Source organism: Amycolatopsis tolypomycina, from assembly GCF_900105945.1.
Taxonomy (GTDB): Bacteria; Actinomycetota; Actinomycetes; order Mycobacteriales; family Pseudonocardiaceae; genus Amycolatopsis; species Amycolatopsis tolypomycina.
This window is the reverse complement of record NZ_FNSO01000002.1, coordinates 488,257-511,872: the sequence shown is the minus strand read 5'-3', so window position 1 is coordinate 511,872 and position 23,616 is coordinate 488,257. Positions and strand designations below refer to the sequence as shown.

28 protein-coding genes and 2 pseudogenes are annotated in these 23,616 nt (G+C 72.6%); 15 read left to right on the top strand and 15 right to left on the bottom strand.

Annotation, left to right across the window (positions count from 1 at the left end; all coding sequences use genetic code 11):
• Nucleotides 1-23 precede the first annotated feature (23 nt).
• The 4 genes from BLW76_RS03965 to BLW76_RS03950 are packed head-to-tail and all read right to left on the bottom strand — an operon-like array spanning nt 24 to nt 3,077.
• A complete protein-coding gene (locus BLW76_RS03965; RefSeq protein ID WP_091304480.1) occupies nt 24-671 on the bottom strand; it encodes a response regulator in 648 nt (215 codons plus the stop codon).
• Entirely contained in the window at nt 668-1,774 is a 1,107-nt protein-coding gene (locus BLW76_RS03960; protein ID WP_091304479.1) for a sensor histidine kinase, read from the bottom strand. Before BLW76_RS03960 ends, BLW76_RS03965 begins: the two co-directional genes overlap by 4 nt.
• 34 nt (nt 1,775-1,808) lie before the next feature.
• Nucleotides 1,809-2,606: an SRPBCC family protein gene (locus BLW76_RS03955; protein ID WP_091304478.1), complete on the bottom strand. Its 798-nt coding sequence runs from the start codon at nt 2,604-2,606 to the stop codon at nt 1,809-1,811.
• 54 nt (nt 2,607-2,660) lie between these two features.
• A complete protein-coding gene (locus BLW76_RS03950; RefSeq protein ID WP_091304477.1) occupies nt 2,661-3,077 on the bottom strand; it encodes a MarR family winged helix-turn-helix transcriptional regulator in 417 nt (138 codons plus the stop codon).
• 80 nt (nt 3,078-3,157) lie between these two features.
• On the opposite strand from BLW76_RS03950, the gene BLW76_RS03945 reads away from it, so the two are divergent.
• On the top strand, nt 3,158-3,721 hold the full coding sequence (locus tag BLW76_RS03945; RefSeq protein ID WP_091304476.1) for a flavodoxin family protein: 564 nt from the start codon (nt 3,158-3,160) through the stop codon (nt 3,719-3,721).
• Between the two features lie 152 nt (nt 3,722-3,873).
• Here the strand turns inward: BLW76_RS03945 and BLW76_RS03940 are convergent, their stop codons facing one another.
• Nucleotides 3,874-4,239 carry a winged helix-turn-helix transcriptional regulator gene (locus BLW76_RS03940; RefSeq protein ID WP_208613201.1) on the bottom strand — a complete coding sequence of 122 codons (366 nt, stop codon included), beginning with the start codon at nt 4,237-4,239 and terminating at the stop codon, nt 3,874-3,876.
• An 82-nt stretch (nt 4,240-4,321) separates the two neighbouring features.
• Here BLW76_RS03940 and BLW76_RS03935 point away from each other — a divergent pair, with 82 nt between their 5' ends.
• Together BLW76_RS03935 and BLW76_RS03930 are read left to right on the top strand one after the other, a co-directional pair.
• Complete coding sequence (locus BLW76_RS03935) at nt 4,322-5,179, top strand: NAD(P)-dependent oxidoreductase (RefSeq protein WP_143060537.1); 858 nt, start codon at nt 4,322-4,324, stop codon at nt 5,177-5,179.
• Complete coding sequence (locus tag BLW76_RS03930) at nt 5,176-5,925, top strand: SDR family NAD(P)-dependent oxidoreductase (protein WP_091304474.1); 750 nt, start codon at nt 5,176-5,178, stop codon at nt 5,923-5,925. The genes BLW76_RS03935 and BLW76_RS03930 overlap by 4 nt, the downstream gene beginning before the upstream one ends.
• Here BLW76_RS03930 and BLW76_RS03925 read toward each other — a convergent pair.
• Nucleotides 5,909-6,685 carry an NAD(P)H-dependent oxidoreductase gene (locus tag BLW76_RS03925; protein ID WP_091304748.1) on the bottom strand — a complete coding sequence of 259 codons (777 nt, stop codon included), beginning with the start codon at nt 6,683-6,685 and terminating at the stop codon, nt 5,909-5,911. The genes BLW76_RS03930 and BLW76_RS03925 overlap by 17 nt on opposite strands.
• 71 nt (nt 6,686-6,756) lie before the next feature.
• Between BLW76_RS03925 and BLW76_RS03920 the strand changes: the two genes are divergently transcribed.
• Nucleotides 6,757-7,755: a GlxA family transcriptional regulator gene (locus tag BLW76_RS03920; protein WP_091304473.1), complete on the top strand. Its 999-nt coding sequence runs from the start codon at nt 6,757-6,759 to the stop codon at nt 7,753-7,755.
• A gap of 20 nt (nt 7,756-7,775) precedes the next feature.
• Nucleotides 7,776-8,660, top strand: a complete 885-nt coding sequence (locus tag BLW76_RS03915) for a transglutaminase-like domain-containing protein (protein ID WP_091304472.1) — start codon at nt 7,776-7,778, stop codon at nt 8,658-8,660.
• Here the strand turns inward: BLW76_RS03915 and BLW76_RS03910 are convergent.
• Nucleotides 8,617-9,519 carry a LysR family transcriptional regulator gene (locus tag BLW76_RS03910; RefSeq protein WP_091304471.1) on the bottom strand — a complete coding sequence of 301 codons (903 nt, stop codon included), beginning with the start codon at nt 9,517-9,519 and terminating at the stop codon, nt 8,617-8,619. The two genes, BLW76_RS03915 and BLW76_RS03910, sit on opposite strands and share 44 nt — an antisense overlap.
• A 96-nt stretch (nt 9,520-9,615) precedes the next feature.
• Between BLW76_RS03910 and BLW76_RS03905 the strand changes: the two genes are divergently transcribed.
• A complete protein-coding gene (locus BLW76_RS03905; protein WP_091304470.1) occupies nt 9,616-9,999 on the top strand; it encodes a nuclear transport factor 2 family protein in 384 nt (127 codons plus the stop codon).
• A 15-nt stretch (nt 10,000-10,014) separates the two neighbouring features.
• Here the strand turns inward: BLW76_RS03905 and BLW76_RS03900 are convergent, their stop codons facing one another.
• The 3 genes from BLW76_RS03900 to BLW76_RS03890 form a co-directional block, all read right to left on the bottom strand.
• Entirely contained in the window at nt 10,015-10,644 is a 630-nt protein-coding gene (locus BLW76_RS03900; RefSeq protein WP_091304469.1) for a TetR/AcrR family transcriptional regulator, read from the bottom strand.
• 15 nt (nt 10,645-10,659) lie between these two features.
• Nucleotides 10,660-11,496 carry a class I SAM-dependent methyltransferase gene (locus tag BLW76_RS03895; RefSeq protein WP_244170029.1) on the bottom strand — a complete coding sequence of 279 codons (837 nt, stop codon included), beginning with the start codon at nt 11,494-11,496 and terminating at the stop codon, nt 10,660-10,662.
• Between the two features lie 67 nt (nt 11,497-11,563).
• Complete coding sequence (locus BLW76_RS03890; protein ID WP_091304468.1) at nt 11,564-12,424, bottom strand: sigma-70 family RNA polymerase sigma factor; 861 nt, start codon at nt 12,422-12,424, stop codon at nt 11,564-11,566.
• Nucleotides 12,425-12,489: 65 nt separating this feature from the next.
• On the opposite strand from BLW76_RS03890, the gene BLW76_RS03885 reads away from it, so the two are divergent.
• On the top strand, nt 12,490-13,539 hold the full coding sequence (locus tag BLW76_RS03885; protein WP_091304467.1) for an alkene reductase: 1,050 nt from the start codon (nt 12,490-12,492) through the stop codon (nt 13,537-13,539).
• Between the two features lie 154 nt (nt 13,540-13,693).
• Here the strand turns inward: BLW76_RS03885 and BLW76_RS03875 are convergent, their stop codons facing one another.
• The 3 genes from BLW76_RS03875 to BLW76_RS03865 form a co-directional block, all read right to left on the bottom strand.
• Nucleotides 13,694-14,032, bottom strand: coding sequence for a VOC family protein (locus tag BLW76_RS03875; protein WP_091304466.1), 339 nt, complete (start codon nt 14,030-14,032; stop codon nt 13,694-13,696).
• Nucleotides 14,033-14,046: 14 nt separating this feature from the next.
• Entirely contained in the window at nt 14,047-15,102 is a 1,056-nt protein-coding gene (locus tag BLW76_RS03870) for an IS110 family RNA-guided transposase (RefSeq protein ID WP_208613200.1), read from the bottom strand.
• Between the two features lie 238 nt (nt 15,103-15,340).
• Nucleotides 15,341-15,658 carry a DUF6223 family protein gene (locus BLW76_RS03865; protein WP_091304465.1) on the bottom strand — a complete coding sequence of 106 codons (318 nt, stop codon included), beginning with the start codon at nt 15,656-15,658 and terminating at the stop codon, nt 15,341-15,343.
• Between the two features lie 190 nt (nt 15,659-15,848).
• Between BLW76_RS03865 and BLW76_RS03860 the strand changes: the two genes are divergently transcribed.
• The 3 genes and pseudogenes from BLW76_RS03860 to BLW76_RS03850 all read left to right on the top strand — a co-directional run bounded on the left by BLW76_RS03860 (nt 15,849) and on the right by BLW76_RS03850 (nt 17,911).
• Nucleotides 15,849-16,958, top strand: coding sequence for a sensor histidine kinase (locus BLW76_RS03860; protein ID WP_091304464.1), 1,110 nt, complete (start codon nt 15,849-15,851; stop codon nt 16,956-16,958).
• Nucleotides 16,955-17,605, top strand: coding sequence for a response regulator (locus BLW76_RS03855; RefSeq protein WP_091304463.1), 651 nt, complete (start codon nt 16,955-16,957; stop codon nt 17,603-17,605). Before BLW76_RS03860 ends, BLW76_RS03855 begins: the two co-directional genes overlap by 4 nt.
• Nucleotides 17,602-17,911: pseudogene (locus tag BLW76_RS03850) on the top strand (hypothetical protein). Before BLW76_RS03855 ends, BLW76_RS03850 begins: the two are co-directional and overlap by 4 nt.
• Here BLW76_RS03850 and BLW76_RS03845 read toward each other — a convergent pair.
• The gene (locus tag BLW76_RS03845; protein WP_091304462.1) at nt 17,884-18,912 is read right to left on the bottom strand and encodes a C40 family peptidase; all 1,029 of its coding nucleotides are present in this window, start codon (nt 18,910-18,912) and stop codon (nt 17,884-17,886) included. The pseudogene BLW76_RS03850 and the gene BLW76_RS03845 sit on opposite strands and share 28 nt — an antisense overlap.
• 81 nt (nt 18,913-18,993) lie before the next feature.
• On the opposite strand from BLW76_RS03845, the gene BLW76_RS03840 reads away from it, so the two are divergent.
• The 5 genes and pseudogenes from BLW76_RS03840 to BLW76_RS03820 all read left to right on the top strand — a co-directional run bounded on the left by BLW76_RS03840 (nt 18,994) and on the right by BLW76_RS03820 (nt 22,794).
• On the top strand, nt 18,994-19,791 hold the full coding sequence (locus BLW76_RS03840; protein ID WP_091304461.1) for a biotin--[acetyl-CoA-carboxylase] ligase: 798 nt from the start codon (nt 18,994-18,996) through the stop codon (nt 19,789-19,791).
• 84 nt (nt 19,792-19,875) lie between these two features.
• On the top strand, nt 19,876-20,454 hold the full coding sequence (locus tag BLW76_RS03835; RefSeq protein WP_091304460.1) for a PH domain-containing protein: 579 nt from the start codon (nt 19,876-19,878) through the stop codon (nt 20,452-20,454).
• Nucleotides 20,454-21,377, top strand: a pseudogene (locus BLW76_RS03830) (hydroxymethylglutaryl-CoA lyase); the annotation flags it as partial. The gene BLW76_RS03835 and the pseudogene BLW76_RS03830, both read left to right, overlap by 1 nt.
• 179 nt (nt 21,378-21,556) lie before the next feature.
• Nucleotides 21,557-22,534, top strand: a complete 978-nt coding sequence (locus tag BLW76_RS03825) for a TNT domain-containing protein (RefSeq protein WP_091304459.1) — start codon at nt 21,557-21,559, stop codon at nt 22,532-22,534.
• Entirely contained in the window at nt 22,534-22,794 is a 261-nt protein-coding gene (locus BLW76_RS03820) for a hypothetical protein (protein WP_003105220.1), read from the top strand. Before BLW76_RS03825 ends, BLW76_RS03820 begins: the two co-directional genes overlap by 1 nt.
• A gap of 32 nt (nt 22,795-22,826) precedes the next feature.
• On the opposite strand, the gene hisN is transcribed toward BLW76_RS03820, so the two are convergent.
• The gene (hisN, locus tag BLW76_RS03815) at nt 22,827-23,612 is read right to left on the bottom strand and encodes a histidinol-phosphatase (RefSeq protein WP_091304458.1); all 786 of its coding nucleotides are present in this window, start codon (nt 23,610-23,612) and stop codon (nt 22,827-22,829) included.
• Nucleotides 23,613-23,616 lie beyond the last annotated feature (4 nt).

The window sequence follows — 23,616 nt, the reverse complement described above, 5'->3', positions numbered from 1 at the left end:
TGTGTTCGGCGGCTTCACCCTACTCACGACGCCGTCGGGCGGACCAGCCCGGACTCGTACGCCGCGATCACCAGCTGCGCCCGGTCGCGGGCCGCCAGCTTGTGCAGCAGACGGCCGATGTGGGTCTTGACCGTCGCGATCCCCAGGTGCAGCCGCGCCGCGATCTCGTCGTTCGACAACCCCCTCGCGATCAGCGTCAGGACCTCCTGTTCTCTCGCCGTCACGCCGTCCAGGCGCGTCACCGGGCCGGTCGGCAGCCGGGCGAACTCCGCCACCAGGCGGCGCGTCACCGAGGGAGCCAGCAGGGCTTCGCCGGCGGCCACCACCTCGATCGCCGACAGGAGGTCTGCCGGGCGGGTGTCCTTCAGGAGGAAGCCGCTCGCGCCCGCGCGCAGGGCCGAATAGACGTACTCGTCGAGGTCGAACGTGGTCAGCATCAGCACCCGGACGTCGGTTTCCGCGCAGATCCGGCGGGTCGCCTCGATGCCGTCCATCTCCGGCATGCGGACGTCCATGAGCACGACGTCCGGCCGCTCGACGCGGGTCAGGGCCACCGCCTCGGCGCCGTCGGAGGCCTCGGCCACCACCTCCAGGCCCGGTGCGCTGTCGACCAGCACCCGGAAGCTTCCGCGCAGCAGCGCCTGGTCGTCGGCGATCAGGACGCGGGTCATCGGGCCACCGCCGCTTCTTCGTAGGGGAGCCGCGCGAAGACGCGGAAACCGGTTCCGGTCGGCGCCGCGGAGAATTCGCCGTCGTAGACCGCGACGCGCTCGCGCATGCCGATCAGGCCGTGGCCGGGGACCGCCTCGCCGCCGCGGCCGTCGTCGAGGACCTCGATCGTCACCTCGCCGCTGCCGCCGGTGACGCTGATCCGGCACGTCGTGGCGCTCGCGTGCTTGACCACATTGGTCAGTGCCTCCTGCACGATCCGGTACACCGACTGGCCGACGCCGCCCGGCAGCTCGGTGAGGCCCTCGATGACGAGGTCGACCGCGGGACCCGCCTGCTGCGCACGCTCGGCCAGGGCGCGCAGGTCGTCGAGCGACGGGGCGGGCGTCAGTGCGGGGACGCCGGTGCCGTCGCGCAGCACGCCGAGCATGCGCCGCAGCTCCGCCAGCGTCTCGCGGCTGGTGTCTTCGATGACGCGCAGCGCGTCGCGGGCCTGGTCGGGTTGTTCGAGGGCCACGTGGTTGCCGACCGCCGCCTTCACCGCGATCAGGCTCATGCTGTGCGCGACGACGTCGTGCATCTCCCGCGCGATCCGCAGCCGCTCCGCCGAAACCGCTTGCTGGGCATGGGTTTCCCGCTCGATCGCGGCGTGTTCGCGGCGGCCGTGGACGGCGATGCCGAGCGCGAACCCGACGATCAGCGCCGACGCGCCGAAGTTCACCGTGGTCGCCGTGCTCGGGTTCGGCACCGCGATGGCGATCACGCCGATGCCGGCCAGCCCGGCCGCGAAGCCGATCCGCGCGGCCCGGCTGCCCCGGTCGACCACGAAGCTGTACACCGCGCAGCCCGCGGCCACGACGGCGATCGCCAGCACCGGCCCGCCGATCGGCACCGCCGCCGCCGTCAGCACCAGCGCGAGGACGTAGGCCGGCCGTGGCCACCAGCGCCGCAGCACGATGGGCGCGACGCTCAGCACGAGAATGGCCCAGCCGAGCCAGCTCGGCAGCCACGGCGGCAGCGACCAGGCGCCCGCGGCGAGGTTGCCGCCGGCCCCCACGGCCAGCACCAGGACGGCCAAGACGTCCAAGACGACGCGAATGCGCATGAATCGAACGTAACGCCGAACCGGCGGCCGCGCGTCAGCCTTCGGTCGGACCCGCGGAGTAGTACTTCCGCGCGGCTTCGACGCGCTCGGGTGCCCACGCGGGCAGGTCGACGCCGTGGGTGGCGGCGAACAGCCTGTCCAGCTGTTCGTGCCGGCGGGCCAGCTGCGCCGGGACGTCTTCGCCCGCCGCTTCGGTGAACTCGACGCGGGTGCCTTCGAGGGGGTCGTGGACGAGGTGCCAGCCCGGCTCGTCCGGCAGCAGTGGCCGGACCTCGGCCACCGGCTTCCAGCCGAGGTCACGCCGGAAGCGGATGGTGCCGCCGTCGAGGACTTCGCCGTCGTCGAGGCCGAATTCCTCCACATAGGACGCCATCCGCGCGTGCCAGTCCCGCGGCTGCGCGAAGTCCTGCCCGGCCAGGTGCGCGGCGAGGGCGTCGAGGCAGCCGTCCCAGCCGGCGGCCGTGCGCCCACCGGCGAGCTTCGCGATCGCGGGATCGCCGCGGCCGAAGGTGTGGGTGAACTCCAGGCGGCTGCCGTCGCCGTCGGGGGAGATCAGCCAGCGCAGCGTGTCGTCGTTCCAGACGAAGGTGAACTCGCGCGGCGGATCGGCGGTGACGACCTGCCCGGTCGTCGAGCTGTCCTCGCCGGGGAAGGTGAACCGGATCGTGCCGCCGGCCCGCAGTTCGACGTCGACCCGCGCCGGGAACCAGTGCTCGAGCTCGGCCGGGTCCGTGATCGCCCGCCAGACCCGCTCGGGCGCGTGCTTCAGGCGGCGTTCCAGCCGGAGCACCGGGCGTTCGCCGTCGGTCTGCAGCTTCGCTCGTCCGGACACGCTTCCTCCCGTGGGTTGCCTGTGCCCGTATATAACCACTGAGGAATATGCGGGTCAAGCGCCGCGGACGGCGGAGACCGCGGCGGCGAGCTCCGGATCGCTCGCGGCCTTGTCGAGCGCGGTCCGCAGCACGGCGCAGTACGTCGGCTCGGTTTCGGCGTAGCGCTTGCGGCCGGCGTCGGTGATCACCGAGTAGACGCCGCGGCGGTCGTCTTCGCAGAGGTCGCGGATGGTCAGCCCGGCGTCTTCGAGGCGGGCGCACATCCGGCTGACCGAGCTCTGGTTGAGGCCGATCGCGTCGGCCAGTTCCTGCATCCGCAGGCCGCCGCGCGGGCCCGCGACCAGCTTGCCGAGCGCGCGGTACTCGGACAGGCCGAGCCCGTGCCGTCGCTGCAGGGCCTTGGCGAGTTCCTGCTCGATCCGGGCGTGCAGCACGAGCACGCGGCCCCAGGCCTGTTCGTCGACGGTCATCTTCCGGCCTCCTCTTGACGCCAGGATAGTCCAGGGACAGTATTTATATGTACATGCAAATAAGAGCGGAGAGGGTGGGCATGAGCGATCGCAGCTTCCTGTTCCTGGTGGGCGCCGCACGGGCCGGGGGCAACACCGAAATGCTGGCTCGCCGGGCGGCCAGGGAACTGCCGCGAGACGTCGAGCAGCGGTGGATCCGGCTGCCGGAGGTGCCGCTGCCGCCGTTCGAAGACCGCCGCCACGGCGCCGGCGAACACCCGCCGCCGGGAGCGAACGAACAGCTGCTGATGGACGCGACCTTCGCCGCGACCGACATCGTGATCGTGTCCCCGGTGTACTGGTATTCGGTGGCGGCGAGCGTGAAGCTCTACCTCGACTACTGGTCGGGCTGGATGCGGCTGCCGGTGGAGTTCAAGCCGCGGATGCGCGGGAAGTCGCTGTGGGGCGTGAGCGTGCTGAGCGAGACGGCGCGGGAAGCCCAGCCGCTGATCGGCACGCTGGAGCTTTGCGCCGAGTATCTGGGCATGAACTGGGGCGGAGTGCTGCTCGGCAACGGCAGCCGCCCCGGCGACGTGCTCCTGGACACCGACGCGATGTCCGCCGCGCAGACGTTCTTCGCCGGCGCGGCCCTGGTCACCGCCTGAGGGAGGAGGGCGGTACGGGCACCGGCGGCGCTCGGCTCGGCGTTCTCTTCGGGGACGCCGAGCAGCCGGCCGCCGGTGCCCATCTCCACGAGTTGCTGCCCGGGTGTCGTCGAGTGCCGAGCCACGGCCTGCCGGCCGTGCGGCAATCCGCCTCAGGCCGAGGTGGCGTGCGGCGGCGCCGGTGTGACGCCGCGGCGCTTAGCGATGCCGGCCATGTTCTCCTCGCCCCAGTCGCCCAAGGGCAGCAATGCCGTGTTCAGCCGCTGGCCGAGGCCGGTCAGCGAGTACTCGACCTTCGGCGGGATCTCGTGGAACACCTCGCGGTGCACGATCTCGTCCGCCTCCAGTTCCCGCAGGGCCTGGATGAGCATCTTTTCGCTGATCCCCGCGACCTTCCGCTTCAGCTCGCCGAACCGCAGCGGCTCGGCGTGCAGCGCCCAGAGGATGAGGGCCTTCCAGCGGCCGCCGATCACGTCGACGGCGGCGTCCAGACCGCAGGCGTACGTCCGAGGCTGCATGCAGGATCCTTACGTTTTGGTGGGTACCTGACTTATTTGTCGGTACTTGTCCAGTGTAAAGCGCCCCTCCAGCATGGAGTCCATGGGAGAAAGCAGAAAACACGTGGGCGTGCTCGGCCTGGGGCGGATGGGTACCGCCCTCGCCGGGGCGCTCCTGGGGGCGGGACACGACGTCTCGGTGTGGAACCGGTCGCCGCTCAAGGCGGGACCGCTGCTCGACCGCGGTGCCAAGCTCGCCGCGACGCCGGCGGAAGCGGCTTCGGCGGATGTCGTCCTCAGCTGTCTGTCCACATACGACAGTCAGCAGCCGGTGCTGGAGGCGGCCGGGCTGTCCGGCCGGCCGCTGGTCAACCTCACGTCCGGGACGCCGGAGCAGGCGCGGACCGCCGCGAAGTGGGCCGCGTCCGCGGGAATCGACTACGTGGACGGCGTGATCATGGCCGTCCCCCAGCAGATCGGGACACCGGTCGCGCAGGTCCTGTACAGCGGTTCGGAACCCACGTTCGCGGCGCAGCGCGATGTGCTGGCAGTGCTGGGCACGCCGGTGTTCGTCGGCGAGGACGCCGGGCTGGCGGCGCTGTACGACCTGGCGCTGCTCGGCATCATGTGGTCGACCATGGCCGGGTACCTGCAGGCGCTCGCGCTCGTCGGCACCGAGGGCGTCACGCCGGAGCAGTTCACGCCGATGGCGCTGGCGTGGCACTCGGCCGTGGCCGGGCTGCTGCCGGGCATCGGCGAGCAGGTCGCCAGCGGCGACTACGCCACCGATGTGTCCGCTTTGGACATCAATGCGGCCGGCCTCGCCATGCTGGTCGAGACGAGCCGCGGGCAGGGCGTCAGCACGGCGGTGCCCGCGGTGCTGCGGGAGTTGTTCGACCGCGCGGTCGCCGCGGGCCACGGCTCGCACGCGATCGCCAGCGTCATCGAGGAGATCCGGTGAAGTACCTCGGAAAGAAGGCCGTCGTCACCGGCGGCACGCACGGCATGGGCCTGGCGGTGGTCCGGGCCCTGCTCGACGGCGGCGCGGAGGTGCTGCTGACCGGCCGCGACGTGTCGCCGCTGGAGGGGACGTTGTCCGGCAAGGCGCACCTGCTGTCGTCGGACGCGGCCCGCCTGGACGACGTCGCCGAGCTGGGCGCGGTCGCCGAGGCCACGCTCGGCGAGCTGGACCTGGTGTTCGTCAACGTCGGGTTCTCCACGCTGACGCCGTATCAGGACGCGACCCCCGAGCTGTACGACCGCACGTTCGACGTCAACACCAAAGGCGCGTACTTCACCGCCCGGCGGCTGGCGCCCCTGGTTCGCACGGGCGGGTCGTTCGTGTTCACGACGTCGGTCGCGGCCGAGGCCGGGATCGCCGGAATGGGCCTGTATTCGGCGGCGAAGGCGGCGGTGCGTTCGTTCGCCCGCACGTACGCGGCCGAGCTGGCCCCGCGCGGGATCCGGGTGAACGTGGTCAGCCCCGGCTACACCGACACGCCGACAATGGGCGTGTCGGGTGTGCCGGAGCCGGTGCTGGCCGAGTTCAAGGCGATCGGCGACGAGATCACGCCCCTGAAGCGCCACGCAACACCGGAGGAGGTCGCGGCGGCGGTGCTGTTCCTCGCCTTCGACGCGACGTTCACCACCGGCGCGGACCTCCCGGTGGACGGCGGTCTGGGACAGCGGCTCACGTTGCCCGCCTGAGGTGTGCCGCCGTGCCGGTGACTCCCGGTGCGCGGTCGGGGCGCAGGACCAGGTCGTCGTCGTAGTCGCCGCCGTTCTGGGTGCGGAACGGGATGGGCTCTTCCGTCTCGATCCTCCGCAGGCGTTCGCGCAGCAGGTCTCGGGCTTCGGCGAACTGCTCGTCCGGCACGCGGTCGGCGCCGTAGACCGCGACCGGCGGCAGCACCGACATCCCGGTGTAGAAGAGGGTTCCGTGGTGCAGCGGGAACAGGACGTCGTCGAGTGCGCCGTTCACCCCGCGCGGACCCATCGCCGGCTCGCGGGCACCCGCGGTGACCACCACCATCGCGCGCTTGCCCGCGAGCCGGCCCTCGCCGTAGCGGAGGGTGCGGCCGTCCTCGGCCTGGACGCCGTAGCCGAATCCCTTCACGAACACGCGGTCGAACCAGCCCTTGAGGATGGCCGGCGGGCTGTACCACCACAGCGGGAACTGCACGACGACCGCGTCCGCCCAATCCAGTTTTTCCTGCTCGGCCACGATGTCCGCGCTCAGCTCGCCGCGCGCGTGCGCCCGGGCCGACGTCGCCCCGACGACCAGCCGCCCGTCCCCGGCTTCGGCTCCGAAGTCGGCGGCGTCGACCACCGGGTTCCACTTCATGGCGTACAGATCCGACTCCCGGACGTCGTGCCCGAACTCGCGGAGCGTCCGGAGCCCGTCGTCACGGAGGGCCCCGCTCAGCGAGCGCGGCTCGGGATGCGCGAATACCCACAACACGTTCATGTCCCCGATGATCACGCGGTCGCGCGGCTCGATCGAGTGGCCTGATAGCCATCATGTGCAAGAATCGGGCCATGGCCGAATTCGTGCACCCGAACCGCCACCACGTCGCCGTCCTGGTCCGCCACGGGATGCTGGTGATGGAACTCGGCATCGTCCACCGGCTGTTCGGCCAGGCGCGCTCGGCGGCCGGCGAGCCGCTGTACGAGGTCGTGACCTGCACGCTCGAGCCCGGCCCGGTGCGCACCGACGCGGACGTCACCATCCCGGTCGACCGCGGCCCCGAAGTGCTGGCCGAGGCCGACACGGTGATCGTCCCGGCGTCCCTGGCCGAGTACGAGCCGATGGCCCGCGTGCTGACCCCGCCGCTCAAGGCGGCGCTCGACCGCATCCCGGCAGACGCGCGCATCGCGTCGATCTGCACCGGCGCGTTCGTGCTCGCCGCGGCCGGCCTGCTCGACGGCCGCCGCGCCACCACCCACTGGCGCTCCGCCGAGGAACTGCAGGACCGCTTCCCCGAGGTCGACGTCGACCCGTGCGTGCTCTACACCGACGACGGCGACGTGCTGACCTCGGCGGGCGTCGCCGCCGGCATCGACCTGGTGCTGCACATGATCCGCCGCGACCACGGCACGGCGGTGGCCAACGAAGTCGCCCGCGGCACGGTCGTGTCCCCGCACCGCGAAGGCGGCCAGGCCCAGTTCGTCCGCAGGCCGGTGCCCGAGCCCCGCACGTCGTCGACCAAGGCGGCCCGCGCCTGGGCACTGGAGAACCTGCACCGGCCGTTGAGCCTGCGCGAGCTCGCCGCCCGCGAGGCGATGAGCACGCGGACGTTCACCCGCCGCTTCCGCGAGGAGGTCGGCATTTCGGCGCTGCAGTGGCTGACCCAGCAACGGGTCGAGCGCGCCCGCCAGCTCCTCGAGGAGACGGACCTCCCGGTCGACCGCGTCGCCACGGAAGCGGGCTTCGGCACGGCGGCCTCCCTGCGCCAGCACTTCCAGGCGGCGCTCGGGGTGTCGCCGAGCGCGTACCGGTCGACATTCCGCGGGGAACTGACTGTTCAAACTGCATAAAATTTCGCTAGCGTCCAGCTATGGACGACTTTTACGTCAGCCACAGCCGGTTCAGTGACCCGGGCCCGCACGCGGACTGGCTCGCCGCGACCCCGGCCGACCTCGCGGCGCTCCGCGAGGCGGCGACCCAGCTGGTGTTCCACTACTGGGGTTCGGGCCCCATCACGGACCACGGGTTCCCGGCCGCCCGCAACGACGAGATCACCCTGCGGTACGCCGCGGACATGTGGGCGCGCCTGCGCGAGCTCAACCCGGCACCACCCGGCGCGCCGCGGGCGCCGCTGCAGCGGATTGTCGGCTGCTGCCGCGATTTCACGCTGCTGCTGGTCTCGATGGCGCGCCACCACGGCATCCCGGCCCGCGTCCGCGTCGGGGTCGCGAGCTACCTGATCCCCGGCTGGTACATCGACCACGTCGTCGCCGAGATCCGCACCGCCGACGGCTGGCGCCTGGTCGAAGCGCAGATGCCACCCGGCTTCCGCGACCCGGTGGACGACGTCGAATTCGACCTCCTCGACGTCCCCCGCGACCGCTTCCTGACCGGCCCGGCGGCGTGGATCGCGGCCCGCGCAGGCGAAATCGACCCGGCACGGGTGGTCGTCAACCCGGACCTCGACGTGCCGTTCCTGCGCGGGTTCCCGTACGCGTGGCACAACGTCGTGCTCGACCTCGCCGCGCTCAACAAGCACGAGATGCTCCTGTGGGACGTCTGGGGCGCGATCGACGACACCGTGGAGCTCGCCCCGGCCACCCTCGCCCGCGCCGACGAGCTGGCCGAGCTGATGACCGGCGGCGACGTCGAGCAGCTCCGGACGGCGTTCGAGGCCGACGACGTCCGAGTGCCGCCGGTGATCCACACGGTCACCCCGCCGGGACTGCTCCCGGTCGAGGTAGCGCTGCGCTGACCTCGGTGGCGGTCCGCACGAACCGCGCGATCCGCGGATCCCGCGCCCCGGCCGGCCAGGCGAGCGCCAGCGAGTACGGCGTCGCGTCGACCACCGGCCGGTAGACGACGTCGTCCCGCGCGCGCAGCTCGGCGACCGACGCCGGCAGCAGCGCGACCGCCTGCCCGAGCGCGACGGTCTCCAGCAACTGCGCGCTGTCGTGCACGATCGGCCCCGGCGTCACCGGTCCGCCGGTCACGTCCTGCCCGGCCCAGTACGCCCGGTCCGCGGCCGAGGAGAGCGGCCAGCACGGCGTCGGCCGCCCGGCGAAGTCGGCGCAGGTCAGCACGGCCCGGTCGGCGAGCTCGTGCCCCGACGGCAGCGCGGCCACCCGCGGCTCGCTGAACAGCACCTCGACGTCCAGGCCGTGGTGGCTGCTGCCCTGGCACCCGAGCACCGCCACGTCGGCCCGGCCGTCCCGCAGCATCTCCGCCTGTTCGCCGAACCCGCTGACCCGGACATCGACCAGGTCCGGGTGCGCATCGGCGATCCGCCGCAGCAGATCGGTGGCGACCCCGGGCTTCGCGGTGACGACGAGCGCCGGCGTCCGCTGCGCCGCCCGCCGCGTGCGCCGCACCGCCGCGGTGACGGCGTCCAGCGCCTTCGCCGACTCCGCGAGCAGGACGACCCCGGCCGGGGTCAGCGAAACGTGCCGGCTGGTGCGTTCGAAGAGCTGCACGCCGAGCCGCCGCTCCAGCAGCCGGATCGCGCGGGACAGCGGTGGCTGCGCCATCCCGAGCCGCTCGGCGGCGCGGGAGAAGTTCAGCTCTTCGGCGACCGCGCGGAAATACCGCAGCTCACGGACCTCGACGTCGTCCATACCGGGAGAGTATCGCGGCAGAGTCCACAGGTCTTTCCCTTTCTGTTTCGCGGATGGTGGGGTTGGTGTCGATAACTCCACAAAGGACGGGTACTGATGACGGAATCACAGCGCAACAAGGAAGTGGTCCTCGCCTTCCTCCGGCTGGCCTTCACCGAGAAGCGCCCGGCTGACGCCTTCGCCGCGCACGTCGGCGACGGCTACGTCCAGCACAACCCCCACGCCCCGGCCGGCGCCGCGGCCTCGGCCCGCTACCTGGCCGGCTTCGTGGCGCGGTTCCCGGAGCTCAGCCTGGACGTGCACCGGGTGATCGCCGAGGACGACCTCGTCTGCACGCACGGCCTGCTACGCCTGACGCCCGGATCACGGGGGAGTGCGGTGGCGGATGTGATGCGGGTCCGCGATGGCCGGATCGTCGAGCACTGGGACGTGGTGCAGGAGGTCCCGGAGGTGACGGTGAGCGGGAATCCGATGGTGTAGGACCCCTCCCGGGCGTTACTCCTCGGAGGCCAGGGCCGGCGCGATGCCGTGCAGCGCGACGCTCACGATCGAGTTCACCGGCGGTGGGTCGAGGGGAGCCGTGTGCGGGAAGACCATCGCCATCACCGAGGCGTGGCAGTAGCCGACCAGCAGGGCCGCCGTTGCGTCCACTTCGGACTCCACGCGCAGGCGGCCCAGCGCCCGCTCCGCCTCGAGGTAGGCCACCAGCTGGTCGCGCCAGTGGCCGGACCGCTCGCTGATCTCCGCGAACCGCTCCAGCACCCTCGGCTGCCCGACCAGGCCGCTGAACACCGGCACCAGCGCCTTGTGCAGGGCCAGGCCGAACTCCAGGTGGCGGCGGAGGTTCCCGACCAGGGTGCCTTCGCCGGCCACCGGCAGCTCGCCCAGCTCCGCCTCCGTCGTGCGCACGTGCTCCAGCAGGGCCCGGGCCACCAGCTCCTCCTTGTCGGAGAAGTGGTTGTAGAGCACGCCGTCGGCGACGCCGGCCATGCGCGCGATCTCGCGCACGGTCATCCCGCTCGTGCCGTGGGTGGCGATCATCTTCCGCGCGGTCTCGACCAGCAGATCGTGCAGTGACTGCCCGTCCCGCTGGGCGGCGGCTTTCCTCGGTGACATCGCCGCCATCGTACGGCGCCGCCGCTAGGACCTCCTTCCCGTGACCAGCCACGCCGTGCCGCGCAGGCGGACCGCCTCCGGACCCGCGAACGGCTCGAGCGCCGCCGTGAGGGCCTCGGTCGCCTTCGCCGCCGTCGCGGGGTCGACCAGGCCCAGGTGGTGCCGGACCGGCCCCCAGTCCGCGATGAACCGGGTCGCGTCGGGAACGTCCCGGCCCCAGACCTGATCGGCTTCGACGTGGGTGCACGCCACGTCTTCGAAGCCGGCCCCGGTCAGCACCGCCCGGGTGTGCTCCGGGTCCGCGAACGACGTCGGGCCGCTGCCGTCCGGGCCCGTTGGCTGTGGCAGGTACTCCGCCATCGCCCCGAACACCCGGCCGAGGTCGGTGCCGGCGAGGGCCGTCATGCAGAGGAACGCGAGCCGCCCGCCGGGACGCAGGGCGCGCCGGACGTTGGCGAACGCCGCCACCGGGTCGGCGAAGAACATCACCCCGAACCGGCTGACCGCGAGGTCGAACGTGCTCTCGGTGAACGGGTGGACCTGGGCGTCACCCTGCTCGAACGCCACGTTCGGCAGCTCGGCCGCCCGGGCCCGCGCGGTCGCCAGCATCGGCCCGGACAGGTCGACGCCGAGCGCGAACCGGGCCCGCGCCGCGGCGAGCCGGGTCAGCTGGCCGTTGCCGCAGCCGATGTCGAGCACCCTGTCGTCCGGGCCGGCCCGCTCGAGCAGGTACCCGTTGAAGCCGCTGTTCACGGCGTCGTAGCGGTCGGCGTGCGTCGCCCAGTGCTCGCCCTCGTAGCCGTTCCACGCCGCGGACTGTGCGGTGTTGACGATCCCGGTCATGGTCATCCCCTCCGTCATGAACGCACGTTCATGAACACATGTTCATAGTCCCGGGCGCGCTCGGGCTCTGTCAAGGCCGCATCGATCACCTGTTCGAGTGGAGCAACCTGACGTGCAGCGCGGCGAGGCGAGCGGGGTCGGCGATCACCTCGTACGCCGCCACCCGCTCGCCCTCGACGGTCACGGCCAGCGCGAGCACCAGCCGCCCGTGCGGCGCGACGACGACGCCGACCGCGCCGTCGAGCAGAGCCGCTTCGGCGAACCGGGCCCGCTTCCCGAACACCTGCGTCTCCTCGGCCACGGCGCGGGCGCCGCGGGTCTCGAGCGCTACGCCCGCGGGCAGCGCGGCGGCATCGGCGCGGCGGACGACGTCCGGGGCCAGCACGTCGAGCAGCGATTCGAGGTCGCCGCCGCGGGCCGCGGCCAGGAACGCGTCGACCACCCGGCGGTGCCGGGCCAGGTCGGCCGGGGGCAGCGGGGTGGTGCCGCGGACCCGCTGCCGCGCGCGGCTCGCCAGCTTCTTCGCCGCGACCGGCGTGCGGTCCAGCACCGGCGCGATCCGGTCGAACGGCACCGCGAACAGGTCGTGCAGCACGAACGCGATCCGTTCGGCCGGGCCGAGCGCGTCCAGCACGACGAGCAGCGCGCGGCCCACCGAGTCCGCGAGCGCGGCCTCGCCCGCCGGATCGGCGTCGGAGACCGGCTCCGGGACCGCCTCGAACGGCTCCTCGCGGCGGGCTTTCCGCGAACGCAGGACGTCGAGGCAGACGCGGGAGACGACGGTGGTGAGCCACGCCGCCAGGTTGCCGACCGAGTCGACGCGGTTCAGCCGCAGCCAGGCTTCCTGCACGGCATCGTCCGCTTCGGCCGCCGAGCCGAGCATCCGGTAGGCCAGCCCGCGCAGCCGGCCGCGTTCGGCCTCGAACCGCGCCGCCAGGTCGTCCATCGGTCACCTTTCGTCCGCCTCCACCGTCGCCTCCTCGACGTATCCCCGCGACCGGAGGTGACCGGATGAGCTTGCTGACCCCTGCCGACCTGGACGGATGGCGCCTGCCGAACCGCATCGTCGTGGCGCCGACGACCCGGGCGCGTGTGCCCGGCGGAGTGCCCGGCGACCTCCAGGCCGCGTACTACGCGCAACGCGCCGGCGCCGGGCTCGTCGTCACCGAAGGCGCCTGGGTGAGCGAAGAGGCCATCGGCTTCTCGGACGTTCCGGGGGTGTACACCGAAGCCCAGGTCGACGGCTGGCGGCGGGTCACGGACGTCGTGCACGCGCTCGGCGGCCGGATCGTCCTGCAGCTGTGGCACACCGGCGCGGTTTCGCACCCGGACTTCCGCGGCGGGCGGCCGGCGGGACCGTCGGCGGTGAACCCGGACGAGCCGGTGTACCTGCCGTCCGGCCGGTGCCGGACGGGCACGCCGCGGGAAATGGCCGTGGCCGAGATCCGGGCGACGGTCGCGGACTACGGCACCGCCGCGGAAAACGCGCGCCGCGCCGGGTTCGACGGTGTCGAGATCGCGGCCAACGGCGTGTACCTGCTCGCGCAGTTCCTGCACCCGCGGCTGAACCACCGCACCGATGCCTACGGCGGCTCCCCGGCCGCGCGGCGCCGGTTGCTTACGGAGGTCGTCGAGGCGGCCGCCGCGCACGGGCGCGTCGGCGTCCGGCTTTCGCCGTGGTGGACCGGCGGGCTGTTCACTGTGGACGAAGCACTCCGCGCCGAGTACGACGAACTGGTCGCCGGGCTCGCCGCGGACTACCTGCACCTGCGGGGACCGGACGCCGGGCCGGACTTCGCGGCTTTCGCTCGTTATCGGGAACTGTTCGACGGCCTCCTGATCGTCAACAACGGCTTCGACCGCGACACGGGTGACGCGGTGATCGACGCCGGCCTAGCCGACGCGGTGTCCTACGCGCGGCACTTCGTCGCCAACCCGGACCTGGTGACGCGGTTCGCGCTCGACCTGCCGATCGCGCCGGCCGACCCCGCGACGTTCTACGGGGGCGGGGCGGCCGGTTACGTCGAGCAGGCGGCCGCGATGGCGGTGGTGTCCCAGTAGAACGGGCGGACTTCGGTGATGCGCCCGCCGGCCACGGCGATCGTCTGGAGGATCGGGAAGTCGAGCTCGCGGCCGTCTGGTCCACGAAGGCGAAGGCGGCCCACATGCGGCTCATGGCCGCGAAGAACCGCCGCAGCGGCAACCGGACCTTGCGTCAGTCATCCGGGGTCCACACCGCCAGTTCGCTCCCGCCCGGCTCGCGGAAGTGGAACCGGCTGCCGCCCGGGAAGGCGAACGGTTCCCTCGTCACCACGCCGCCCGCGGCCTCCACCGCCTTGCGGGCGGCCGCCAGGTCGTCCGTGCGGATCGTGACGAGCGGAGCCCTGGCCTGCTCGGTCGCGTTCGACTGGAAGCCCAGGGTGAGGCCCTCGGCCCGGACGTCGGTGTAGTCCGGGCCGTACGGGGTCACCGGCCAGCCGAACGCGCGCTCGAAGAACCGCCCGGACGCCGCGGCGGACGTGGACGGGAACTCGGCGAAGTCGATTTCGAACATGCGTTGCTCCTATGTCAAGCCGCTGCGGGGAGCGTGGTTGGTTGTTGGGTCGTGTCGTGGTGGAGGGTGTTGTAGACGACGCGGGCGAGGCGTCGTTTGAGGGCGCGGAGTGCTTCCATGGTGGTGTCTCCGGTGGTTCGGCGTCGGTGGATGTAGTCGCGGCCGGGGCCGGCCAGGCGGGTTTGGGTGACGGCGATGCGGTGCAGCGCGGCGTTGAGTTGTCGGTTGCCGCCGCGGGCGAGGCGGTGTCGGTTTGTCTTGCCGGAGGAGGCGGGGATGGGGGCGACGCCGGCGTGCATGGCGAAGCAGGCTTCGGAGCGGAACCGGGTCACGTTGGCGGTTTCGCCGACGATTTTCGCTGCGGTCAGGGCACCGCAGCCGGGTATGGCGAGCAGGCGGGGTGCGAGGTGAGCCATCCGCTGGGCGAGTTCCCGCTCCAGTGCGTTGGCGCGGACGGTGAGTGCCCGGATGTCGGTGACCAGCTCGGTGGCGATGCGCACCACCATCGATGCCGGCTGCTGGGCCAGCCAGGCGGTGAGCCGGTCGAGTTCGCAGAGCCGGTCCAGGCTGCGGGCGGTGGGGTCGAGTTCGGGGTCGAGTTCGTGTAGGTGCCAGCGCAGCCGGTTCTGCATCTGGGTGCGGGTGTTGACCAGGTCTTCGCGGTGGTCGACGAGCAGTTTGACCTCGCGGGAGACGCTGTCGTGTGTGGCGGCCGGCAGGTTCGGTTCGCGCAGCGCGGCCCGGGCGATGGCCAGTGCGTCGATCGGGTCTGACTTGCCGCGCGTGCGCGCCGAGGAGCGAGCTCCGGCCATCAGCTTCGGCGGGACCCGGACCACGGTCTGGCCTGCGGCGAGCAGCGCTCGTTCCAGCCGGGTCGACACGTGCCGGCAGTCCTCCACCGCGAACGTCAGCTCGGTGTCTGGCCAGTTGCGCAGTGCCCAGCGCAGCAGCTGCCGGTGACCGGCATCGGTCGCGCGCACCGTCTTCTGGTCGAGTTTGCGCTCTACCTGCTCGACCGCGACCGCGGTGTGGGTGTTCTTGTGGACATCGATACCCAGCATCACCACCATGGGGATGGTCTCCTTCCAGCTCGAAGGGACGGCTGGGCCGGCCGGCGGACACACCTCAGTGGGGGCGCTGCCACGCTCCTATCAAGTCACGCCGGTCGGCCCTGGCTCACCGGTGACCGGCACAACGCATGATCGCCAACCCGCAAGCAGGTGGCAGCGACGCTACGAGCCAGGTCACCAGCGGCCAGGATCCCAACCACCGCAACAGCGGCAACACCACCCTGACACTGACCCGACGCTAGCGGCGACCACCGACAAAACCGCGCGATCGTGCCATCGACAGCCCGCCCAAGACGAGGGCGACCGCGCCGATCACCAGGTCGACGTAGCCGCCGACGATGCCGTAGCCGGTGCCGGGCCCGCCGTTCGCGGCGGCCACCACCCACCCGCCGATGACGACGGCGACCAAACCTCCGGCCAGCGCCACGACGGCTCCCCGGCCGCGGCGCAGGGCCAGTACGCCCGCGCCCACCCCCACCACGCCGAACGCGACGGCGATCAAGGACCAGAGCCGGCCCGGGGTGAGGTCGTAGGCACTGGCCGCGAGGACGTTCATGAGGTGCTCCTTCTTCCGGATCGGACGCCGGAAGCATGTCCGCCGGTCCCCTCGCCCGTCGTCGTGCGCGAGCAGACACTTCGCGCTGCCGCGGACGGCGCAGGGACCGGGGGACTACCGCGGACGCAGTAGCCCGGAAATGCGCTCCGCGTGGGACTTCACCGCGCGGATGCCCGGTTAGGGTTCAGGAGTGAGGCGTGCGCAGATCGTGGACGGGGTGATCGCCGTCGGGGTTGCGGCGGCCCTGGTGGTCGCCGGGCTGTCCGGCCCGCACCGGAGCCCCGGCCTCGACGTCCTGGGGTATGCGGCGCTGGCCGCGGGCGGGCTGGCGCTGGTCGTGCGCCGCCGGGCGCCGGTCGCCGTGCTGGCCGCGACCGCGGTGGCCGCGCTCGCCTACCAGGTCGCCGGCTTCGAAGTGCCGGTCGTTGCCTACCTCTTCGCCGTGTACGCCGCCGTGCGGGCGGGGCACCGGATCGCCGCGGTCGTCGCTTCGGTGCTCATGCTGGTCGCGGTTCCGCTGGCCCTGCTGGTTTCCGGCGTGCACGACACCGGCGCGGCGTTCACGCAGTCGCGGGACGTCCTCCAGCTGGCGTGGCTGATCGCCGCCGGGGCCGCGGGGGAGGCGTTGCGCCAGGCCGAACGCCGGGCCGACGAAGCCGAGCGCACCCGCGAGGAAACCGCGCGGCGGCGCGCGGACGAGGAGCGCCTGCACATCGCGCGGGAGCTGCACGATTCGCTCACCCACCAGATCTCCGTCATCAAGGTGCAGGCCGAAGTCGCCGTGCACCTGGCCCGCAAGCGCGGCGAAGAAGTGCCCGAAGCGCTGCTGGCGATCCGCGAAGCCGGCCGCGAGGCGACGCGGGAGCTGCGGGCGACCCTGGAGGCGTTGCGCGACGACGACAAGGACCCGCCGCGCGGGCTCGACGACGTCCCCGACCTCGTGCGGCAGGCCCGGACCGCCGGCCTCGACGCGCAGCTGACGGTCGAAGTCCGGCAGGACGCCGTGCCGACTGTGCCGGTTGCGGTCGACCGGACCGCCTACCGGATCGTCCAGGAGTCCCTGACCAACGTCGCCCGGCACGCCGCCGCGGCCACCGCGTCGGTGCGGATCGACCACCGGCCCGGCGCGCTCGTCATCCGGGTGGACGACGACGGAAAGGCCACTGTGGACAGTACGCCCGGTGTCGGCCTGACCGGGATGCGCGAGCGCGTCACGGCGTTGGGCGGCCGGCTCCAGGCCGGGCCGCGCCGCGAAGGAGGGTTCCGCGTGCAGGCCGAGCTCCCGGTGGACCCGGCGTGATCCGCGTCCTGCTGGCCGACGACCAGCCGCTCATCCGCCGCGGGTTCCGCGCGCTCCTCGACGCCGAGGACGACATCGAGGTGGTCGCCGAAGCGGGCGACGGCGGCGAAGCGGTGCGGCTCGCACTGGAGCACCGGCCGGACATCGCGCTCGTCGACGTCCAGATGCCGGCGGTCGACGGCATCGAGGCGACCCGGCGCATCGCCGCGGACCCGGCACTGGCCGCGCTGCACGTCGTCATCCTGACCAACTACGGCCTGGACGAGTACGTCTTCGAGGCCTTGCGCGCGGGCGCGGCCGGGTTCCTCGTGAAGGACATCGAGCCGGAGGACTTCCTGCACGCGGTGCGCGTCGCGGCGCGCGGGGACGCCCTGCTCGCGCCGTCGATCACCCGCAAGCTGATCGACCGGTTCGTCACCCAGCCGCTCGTCCCCGGCGCGGGGCTGGCGGAGCTGACGAACCGGGAGCGGGAAGCCGTCACGCTGGTGGCGCGGGGGCTGTCGAACGAGGAGATCGCCGGGCGGATGGTGATCAGCCCCCTCACCGCGAAGACGCACGTGAACCGGGCGATGATGAAGCTGCACGCGCGCGATCGGGCGCAGCTGGTGGTGTTCGCCTACGAGTCGGGGCTGGTGGTGCCGGGATGAGTGGAGTCACCGAGGTCATGGCCGAGCCGGCCGCGCTCGAGACCCCCGGATCCGCGCGGTGAACGAGAACCACGGCGTGAACCTCGGCAAGCTGCGCGCGCTGGCGAAGCGGGTGAAGACGCAGCAGGAGCTCTGGGCGACCGGCGACACCGCCGCGAAGCTGCTGGCGACCCTGATCTGCCGCCCAAGGCGCACGACTGGTTCGTGAACTACTACCCGACGCCGCCGGGCTGCACGTCGCCGTACGCGCCCGTCTGGATCGCCGAGATGGTGCGCCGTCAGGCCGGGCGGCCCGCGCCCGTGTAGTCGTCGCCCTTCGAGTGGTACGTGTGGATCTGGATCGCCTGGCCCTCGGTCGGGGCGTTGATCATCAGGCCGTTGCCCAGGTACAGCCCCACGTGGTGGATGCGCGTCGCCGGGTTGCCGTAGAACACCAGGTCGCCGAGGCGGGGTTCCTGGGTGGCCGGCACCGGCGGGAGCGCCCGGAACTGGCTGTCCGCCGTCCGCGGCAGGCTGACGCCCGCGCTGTCGTACGACGCCTTCGTCAGGCCGGAGCAGTCGAAGCCCGCCGCGCCCGCGTCCGGGCCGTTGCCGCCCCAGACGTACGGGAGGCCGAGCTGGCCGAGCGCGAACCGGGTCGCGCGGACCCGCGGGGAGCCGGCCGCCGCCGGGTCGAGCGACAGCGTCGCGTACAGCTGGGCCATGCCGAGCACGCGCTGGCGGAACAGTTCCGTCTCGCTGCCCGGGTGGTAGGCCGCGACCGCCTTCCACCAGCCGGGGCCGGCGCCGAGGTCGGTGCCGCCCGCGCACAGCGCCCGCCCGGCCGCCACCGGCGCGTCGGTGCCGTACTTCTTGGTCTGCGCCGCGGTCAGCCCCAGCAGGTTGCCGCCGCCGCGGCCGTGGTTCGACGCCGCCGAGCCGACGCCGGCCAGGGTGACCCACGACAGGTGGCACGACGGGTCTTCGCTGCGCAGCGCCAGCTCGCCGTTCGCGTAGCCGACCAGCGCTTCCGCGGGGATGTCGAGGGGGCCGGACAGCTGGTCGGCCCACTGCTGCAACGGGCTCTTGCCGCCCTGCCCGGACGCGCCCTGGCCGGGCTCCTGCGCCTTCACCGGTGCGCTGACTTCGAGAACCGACGGGCCCGACACGGCGTCGCGCACGACCGGCGGGGGTGCCGGGGCGGCCACGGGTTCCGGCGAGCGGTCGGCCAGGAGCCAGCCCGCCGTCACGAGCCCGGCGACGAGCGGCAGCGCCACCAGGCCGCGCAGCGCCGCGCCGCGGGCCCACGAAGTCTGCTTCGTCGTCACGGGTTCCAACTTAGAAGAGCGCACCTGTTAGTGAACGAGCGAGTAGCTTGCACGTTAGGGTGACTCCCATATTGTGGGCACATGCCTGAGATCGACGCCGGACGGCTGGCCGCGGCGCTCCAAGATCGTTACGCGAAGATCGACGTCGTCGAGCGCACCGGCTCCACCAACGCCGACCTGCGGAAAGCCCTCGAAGACGGCGCGGCCGACCGGACCGTGCTGCTCGCCGAAGAGCAGACCGCGGGGGTCGGCAGGCGGGCCCGGTCGTGGAGCTCGCCGAGGGGCGCCGGGCTGTACCTGAGCGTCGCCCTCCGGCCGGGTGTCCCCTTCGCGGTGCTCGGCTCACTCTCCGTCGTCGCCGGGCTCGCCGTCCGGGCGGCCGCGGCGTCCGTCGGGGTGGACGCCGTGCTCAAGTGGCCCAACGACGTCCTCGTCGACGGCGCCAAGTGCGCCGGCATCCTCGCCGAAGCGGTCGCCGGGGCCGACCCGTCGATCGTGCTCGGCATCGGCCTCAACGTCTTGCCGCTCGGCGACGTCCAGCCGGGCCCGGGCGGGCTGCCCGCGACGTCGCTGGCCGAACGGGGCGCCACGAACACCGACCGCACGGACGTCGCCGTCGCCCTGCTCACCGGGTTCGCCGACCTCGAGCGGCGCTGGCGCCTCGCCGGCGGCGACCTCACCGAGGCCGGGCTGCTCGGCGACTACCGCGCCCACTGCGCGACCCTCGGCCAGGACGTCGAGGTGCAGCTGCCGGACGGGACGTCGCTCACCGGCCGCGCGGCCGACATCGACGCCGCCGGGCAGCTGCAGGTCGACGTCGCGGGCGGGCAGCGGCACACGGTCTTCGCAGGTGACGTGGTCCACGTGCGTCCGGCCTGATTTGTCGGGGCGTTGCGCCCACCGCCTCCTCGCTCGCCGGTACGGTGAGACGACACCGCCGCACCGACCTTGGGAGCGTCCGCCGTGGCTTATCCGGACGATTTGCTCAGCGAGCAAGAGCACGTCGTGGTGCACAGTCACCCGCACTTCAAGATGCTGATCTTCCCGACGCTCGCGCTGCTGGTCACCGTGGGTGCGGGCACCTGGCTCGCCATCCTGGCCAAGGACGCGGCCGCGCCGTGGAACTCGGTCGGGCTGATCGCCATCGGGGTCGTGGCGCTGGTGCTGGTCGTGTGGCTGTTCCTGGCGCCGCTGGTGCGCTGGCGGACCACCCACTTCATCGTGACGACCGACCGGCTGATCGCCCGCGAAGGCGTCCTCAAGCGCACCGGCATCGACATCCCGATGGGCCGGATCAACAGCGTCCAGTTCGAGCACGGCCTGCTCGACCGGATCTTCGGCTGCGGCACGCTCATCATCGAGTCGGCGTCGGACGAGCCGCTGCGCTTCGAGGACATCCCGCACGTCGAGAAGGTGCACACGGTCATCTACCGCGAGGTCAACGACAACCCGTACGACGACTACCGGCCGGGGGCCCAGCCGACCACGCCCCTGCCGCCCCAGGGCGGCGGGCACCCGCCGCGCGGCGAGAGACGCCGCTGATGGGCACGCGCGAACTGGGCCTGCCCGAGCGCGTCCCCTCGGCGGGCGAGCTGCCGGCGTCGGTCACCGTCTGGGAGGTCGGCCCGCGTGACGGGCTGCAGAACGAGAAGGCCATCGTCCCGGTCGAGGTGAAGCTGGAGTTCCTCGACCGGCTCGCCGGCGCCGGGCTCACGACGCTGGAGGCCACCAGCTTCGTCCACCCGAAGTGGGTGCCGCAGCTGGCCGACGCCGAGCAGCTGCTGGCCCGGCTCGACCGCCGCGAAGGCGTCCGGTACCCGGTGCTGGTGCCGAACGAGAAGGGCCTGAACCGGGCCCTCGACGCCGGTGTCGAGCACATCGCGATCTTCGCCAGCGCGACCGAGACGTTCGCGCGCAAGAACCTCAACTCGTCGCTCGACGAACAGTTCGCGATGTTCGAGCCGGTCGTCACGCGGGCCAGGGAAGCGGGCCTGGACGTCCGCGGGTACCTCTCGATGTGCTTCGGCGACCCCTGGGAGGGCGTCGTGCCGGCGAAGCAGGTCGCCGCGGCCGGTCGCCGCCTGCTCGACATGGGGTGTTCGCAGCTTTCGCTGGGCGACACCATCGGCGTCGCGACGGCCGGGCAGGTCGAGAACCTCATCGGGTTGTTCGGCGACGTCGGTACTTTGGCCGTGCACTTCCACGACACCTACGGTCAGGCTCTCGCCAACACCCTGGCGGCGCTCCGATGTGGAGTGTCGACTGTGGACGCTTCGGCGGGCGGGCTCGGCGGCTGCCCGTACGCCGAATCGGCCACCGGCAACCTGGCGACCGAAGACCTGGTGTGGATGCTGGAGGGCCTCGGGGTGGCCACCGGTGTCGACTTGGACGCGCTGGTGGGGGCCAGCGTCTGGATGGCGGGACAGCTCGGCCGCCCGAGCCCGTCCCGCGTGGTCGCCGCTCTGTGCCCACCGGGGCCTCGCCCCGGGCCGGGGGCTCCGCCACCCGGAGCCCCCGAACAGAAGCAGAGCTGACCTCGTTGACACCCCTGAGGACGGGGTGCGGTATCAAGGGGGACCGGCAGCGCCGCGGCCGCGTCGAACAGCGTGTGCCCCACGGGCACCGACCGAGCCGGAGGATGGGTGTGACCGAGCCTTCCGAGGCGGGCTCCGAACCGGTCGAGGCCGACCTCGACACCGGGCCGGTGCAGCTGCCCGGGTACGGCCTGGCGGATTCGGGCGCCTTCGAAGAGGCGCCGACCCCGCCCTCGGGCAATCCCGCGGCGTGGCCGCACGCGGTGTCGCCGCTGCTGCCGCCGTTCCAGCTGCCCCCGGCCCCGCCGCCCCCGCCGACGCCGGCTCCGCTGCCACCGCCGCCGGTGGCCGGGCCGCCGCCGGTGGCGGGCCCGCCGCCGAGCCCGGGTGCGCCCGCGCCGCTGCCGCCGCTCGGCTCGCCGCGCACCGAACGGGAAAGCATCGTCGCGCTGTTCCTGGTGCACATGTTCCCGATCGGGCACCTGCCGGTCGCGATGGACAAGCCGGCGCGCCAGCTGCCGCTGCCCGACGACCCCGAAGGCTTCCCGCCGAACGACCACCCGGACGCCCGGCTGATCTTCGACGACCAGGCGCTGACCAACGTCACCGCGGGCTTCCGCCGCTCGCCGACCGCGCCGTCGCGGCCGGTGCCGCGGCACCTGAAAGAGGGGTACGTGCCGTACGCGCGGGCGACGCAGGCGGTCTGGATCCGCCGGTTCGTCGTCGGGCAGAGCGAGCTCGGCCCTGAGTACGCGTGGCCGCCGGGCGAGCAGTTCCCCGAGAGCAGCCTGGACTGGCCCGAGCCGGTGATGGTCCCGGCCGACACGGTCCTCGACCGGTTCGGCCCGGCCTACGGGCGGGTGCTCTACGAGGACGGCACGCCGTTCGCGGAACGCTCGCTGCCACCCGCGTTCCTGGACGCCGAGTACCGCCGGTACGTCGTGGTGCGCAAGGTGCCGATGTGGCGCTCGGAGACGGCGAACTGGTTCGGCCAGGTCGGCGGCGGCACGCGGTACCGTGCCCTGCTGGCGGCCGACGAACTGGTGACCCTCGGCTACCTCGCCGAGGCCAAGGGGGAAGAGGACTGATGAACACCCAGTCGATCCAGCGGTGGCTCGGCGTGCTGGGCGTGCCGCCGGAGGTCGTCTCGCTCGGCGCCGAGGTCGACAACGCCTGGTGCCTGATGCAGGGCGAGGACGAGGCGTGGGAGGTGTTCTGGCGCGAGCAGGGCAACCGCTACGACTGGGCGCGGTTCACCAGTGAACAGGTGGCGTGCCACTACCTGTTCGGCCGGCTGGCCTGGGCGCAGGTCGCCCGCGGCGCCGTCGGCCTGCTGCCCGGCTCCTGACCTGAAGGGCACTTTTACGAGAAAGTGCCCCCTCAGCGCTTGAGGATCGCCAGGGCCTCGTCGTGCAGGCGGCCGTTCGTCGACAACGCGCTCCCGTTGTCGTAGCGCCCGACCCCGTCCAGGTCGCTGAACCGGCCGCCCGCCTCCGTCACGATCACCTGGGCGGCCGCGACGTCCCACGGGTTGACGATGCACTCCGCCGCCACGTCGAGCGCACCCTCGGCCACCAGCACGTGGTGCCAGAAGTCGCCGAACGCGCGGGTCTCCCAGCACGCGTCCACCAGGTCGAGGTACTTCGCGCGCGAGTGGTACTCCGTCCACGAGTTCAGGTCCGTTGTGGACAGATAAGCGTCCGAAAGGGACGAAACGCCGGAAACCGACAGCCGCCGCGTTCCGGCGCTGTCCGAAGAGAACGCTCCGGCGCCCGAAGCCGCCCACCAGCGGCGGCCCAGCAGGGGGGCGCTGATCAGGCCGACCACCGGGTCGCCGTCCGAAACCAGCGCGATGAGGGTCGCCCAGACGGGTACACCGCGGAGGAAGTTCTTGGTGCCGTCGATCGGGTCGAGCACCCACGCGCGGCCGGTCGCCGCCGAGCCGCCGCGCTCCTCGCCGAGCACCGCGTCGCCGGGACGCTCCGAAGCCAGCAGCGCGCGGATCGCGTCCTCCACCGCCGTGTCGGCGTCGGTCACCGGGGTGCGGTCGGGTTTGCGCTCCACCGCGAGGTCCAGAGCGCGGAACCGCGCCGTCGTGATCGCGTCGGCGGCATCGGCCAGCCGGGTGGCGAGAGCCAGATCATTTTCGTAGCCAGGCACGGTCACGATG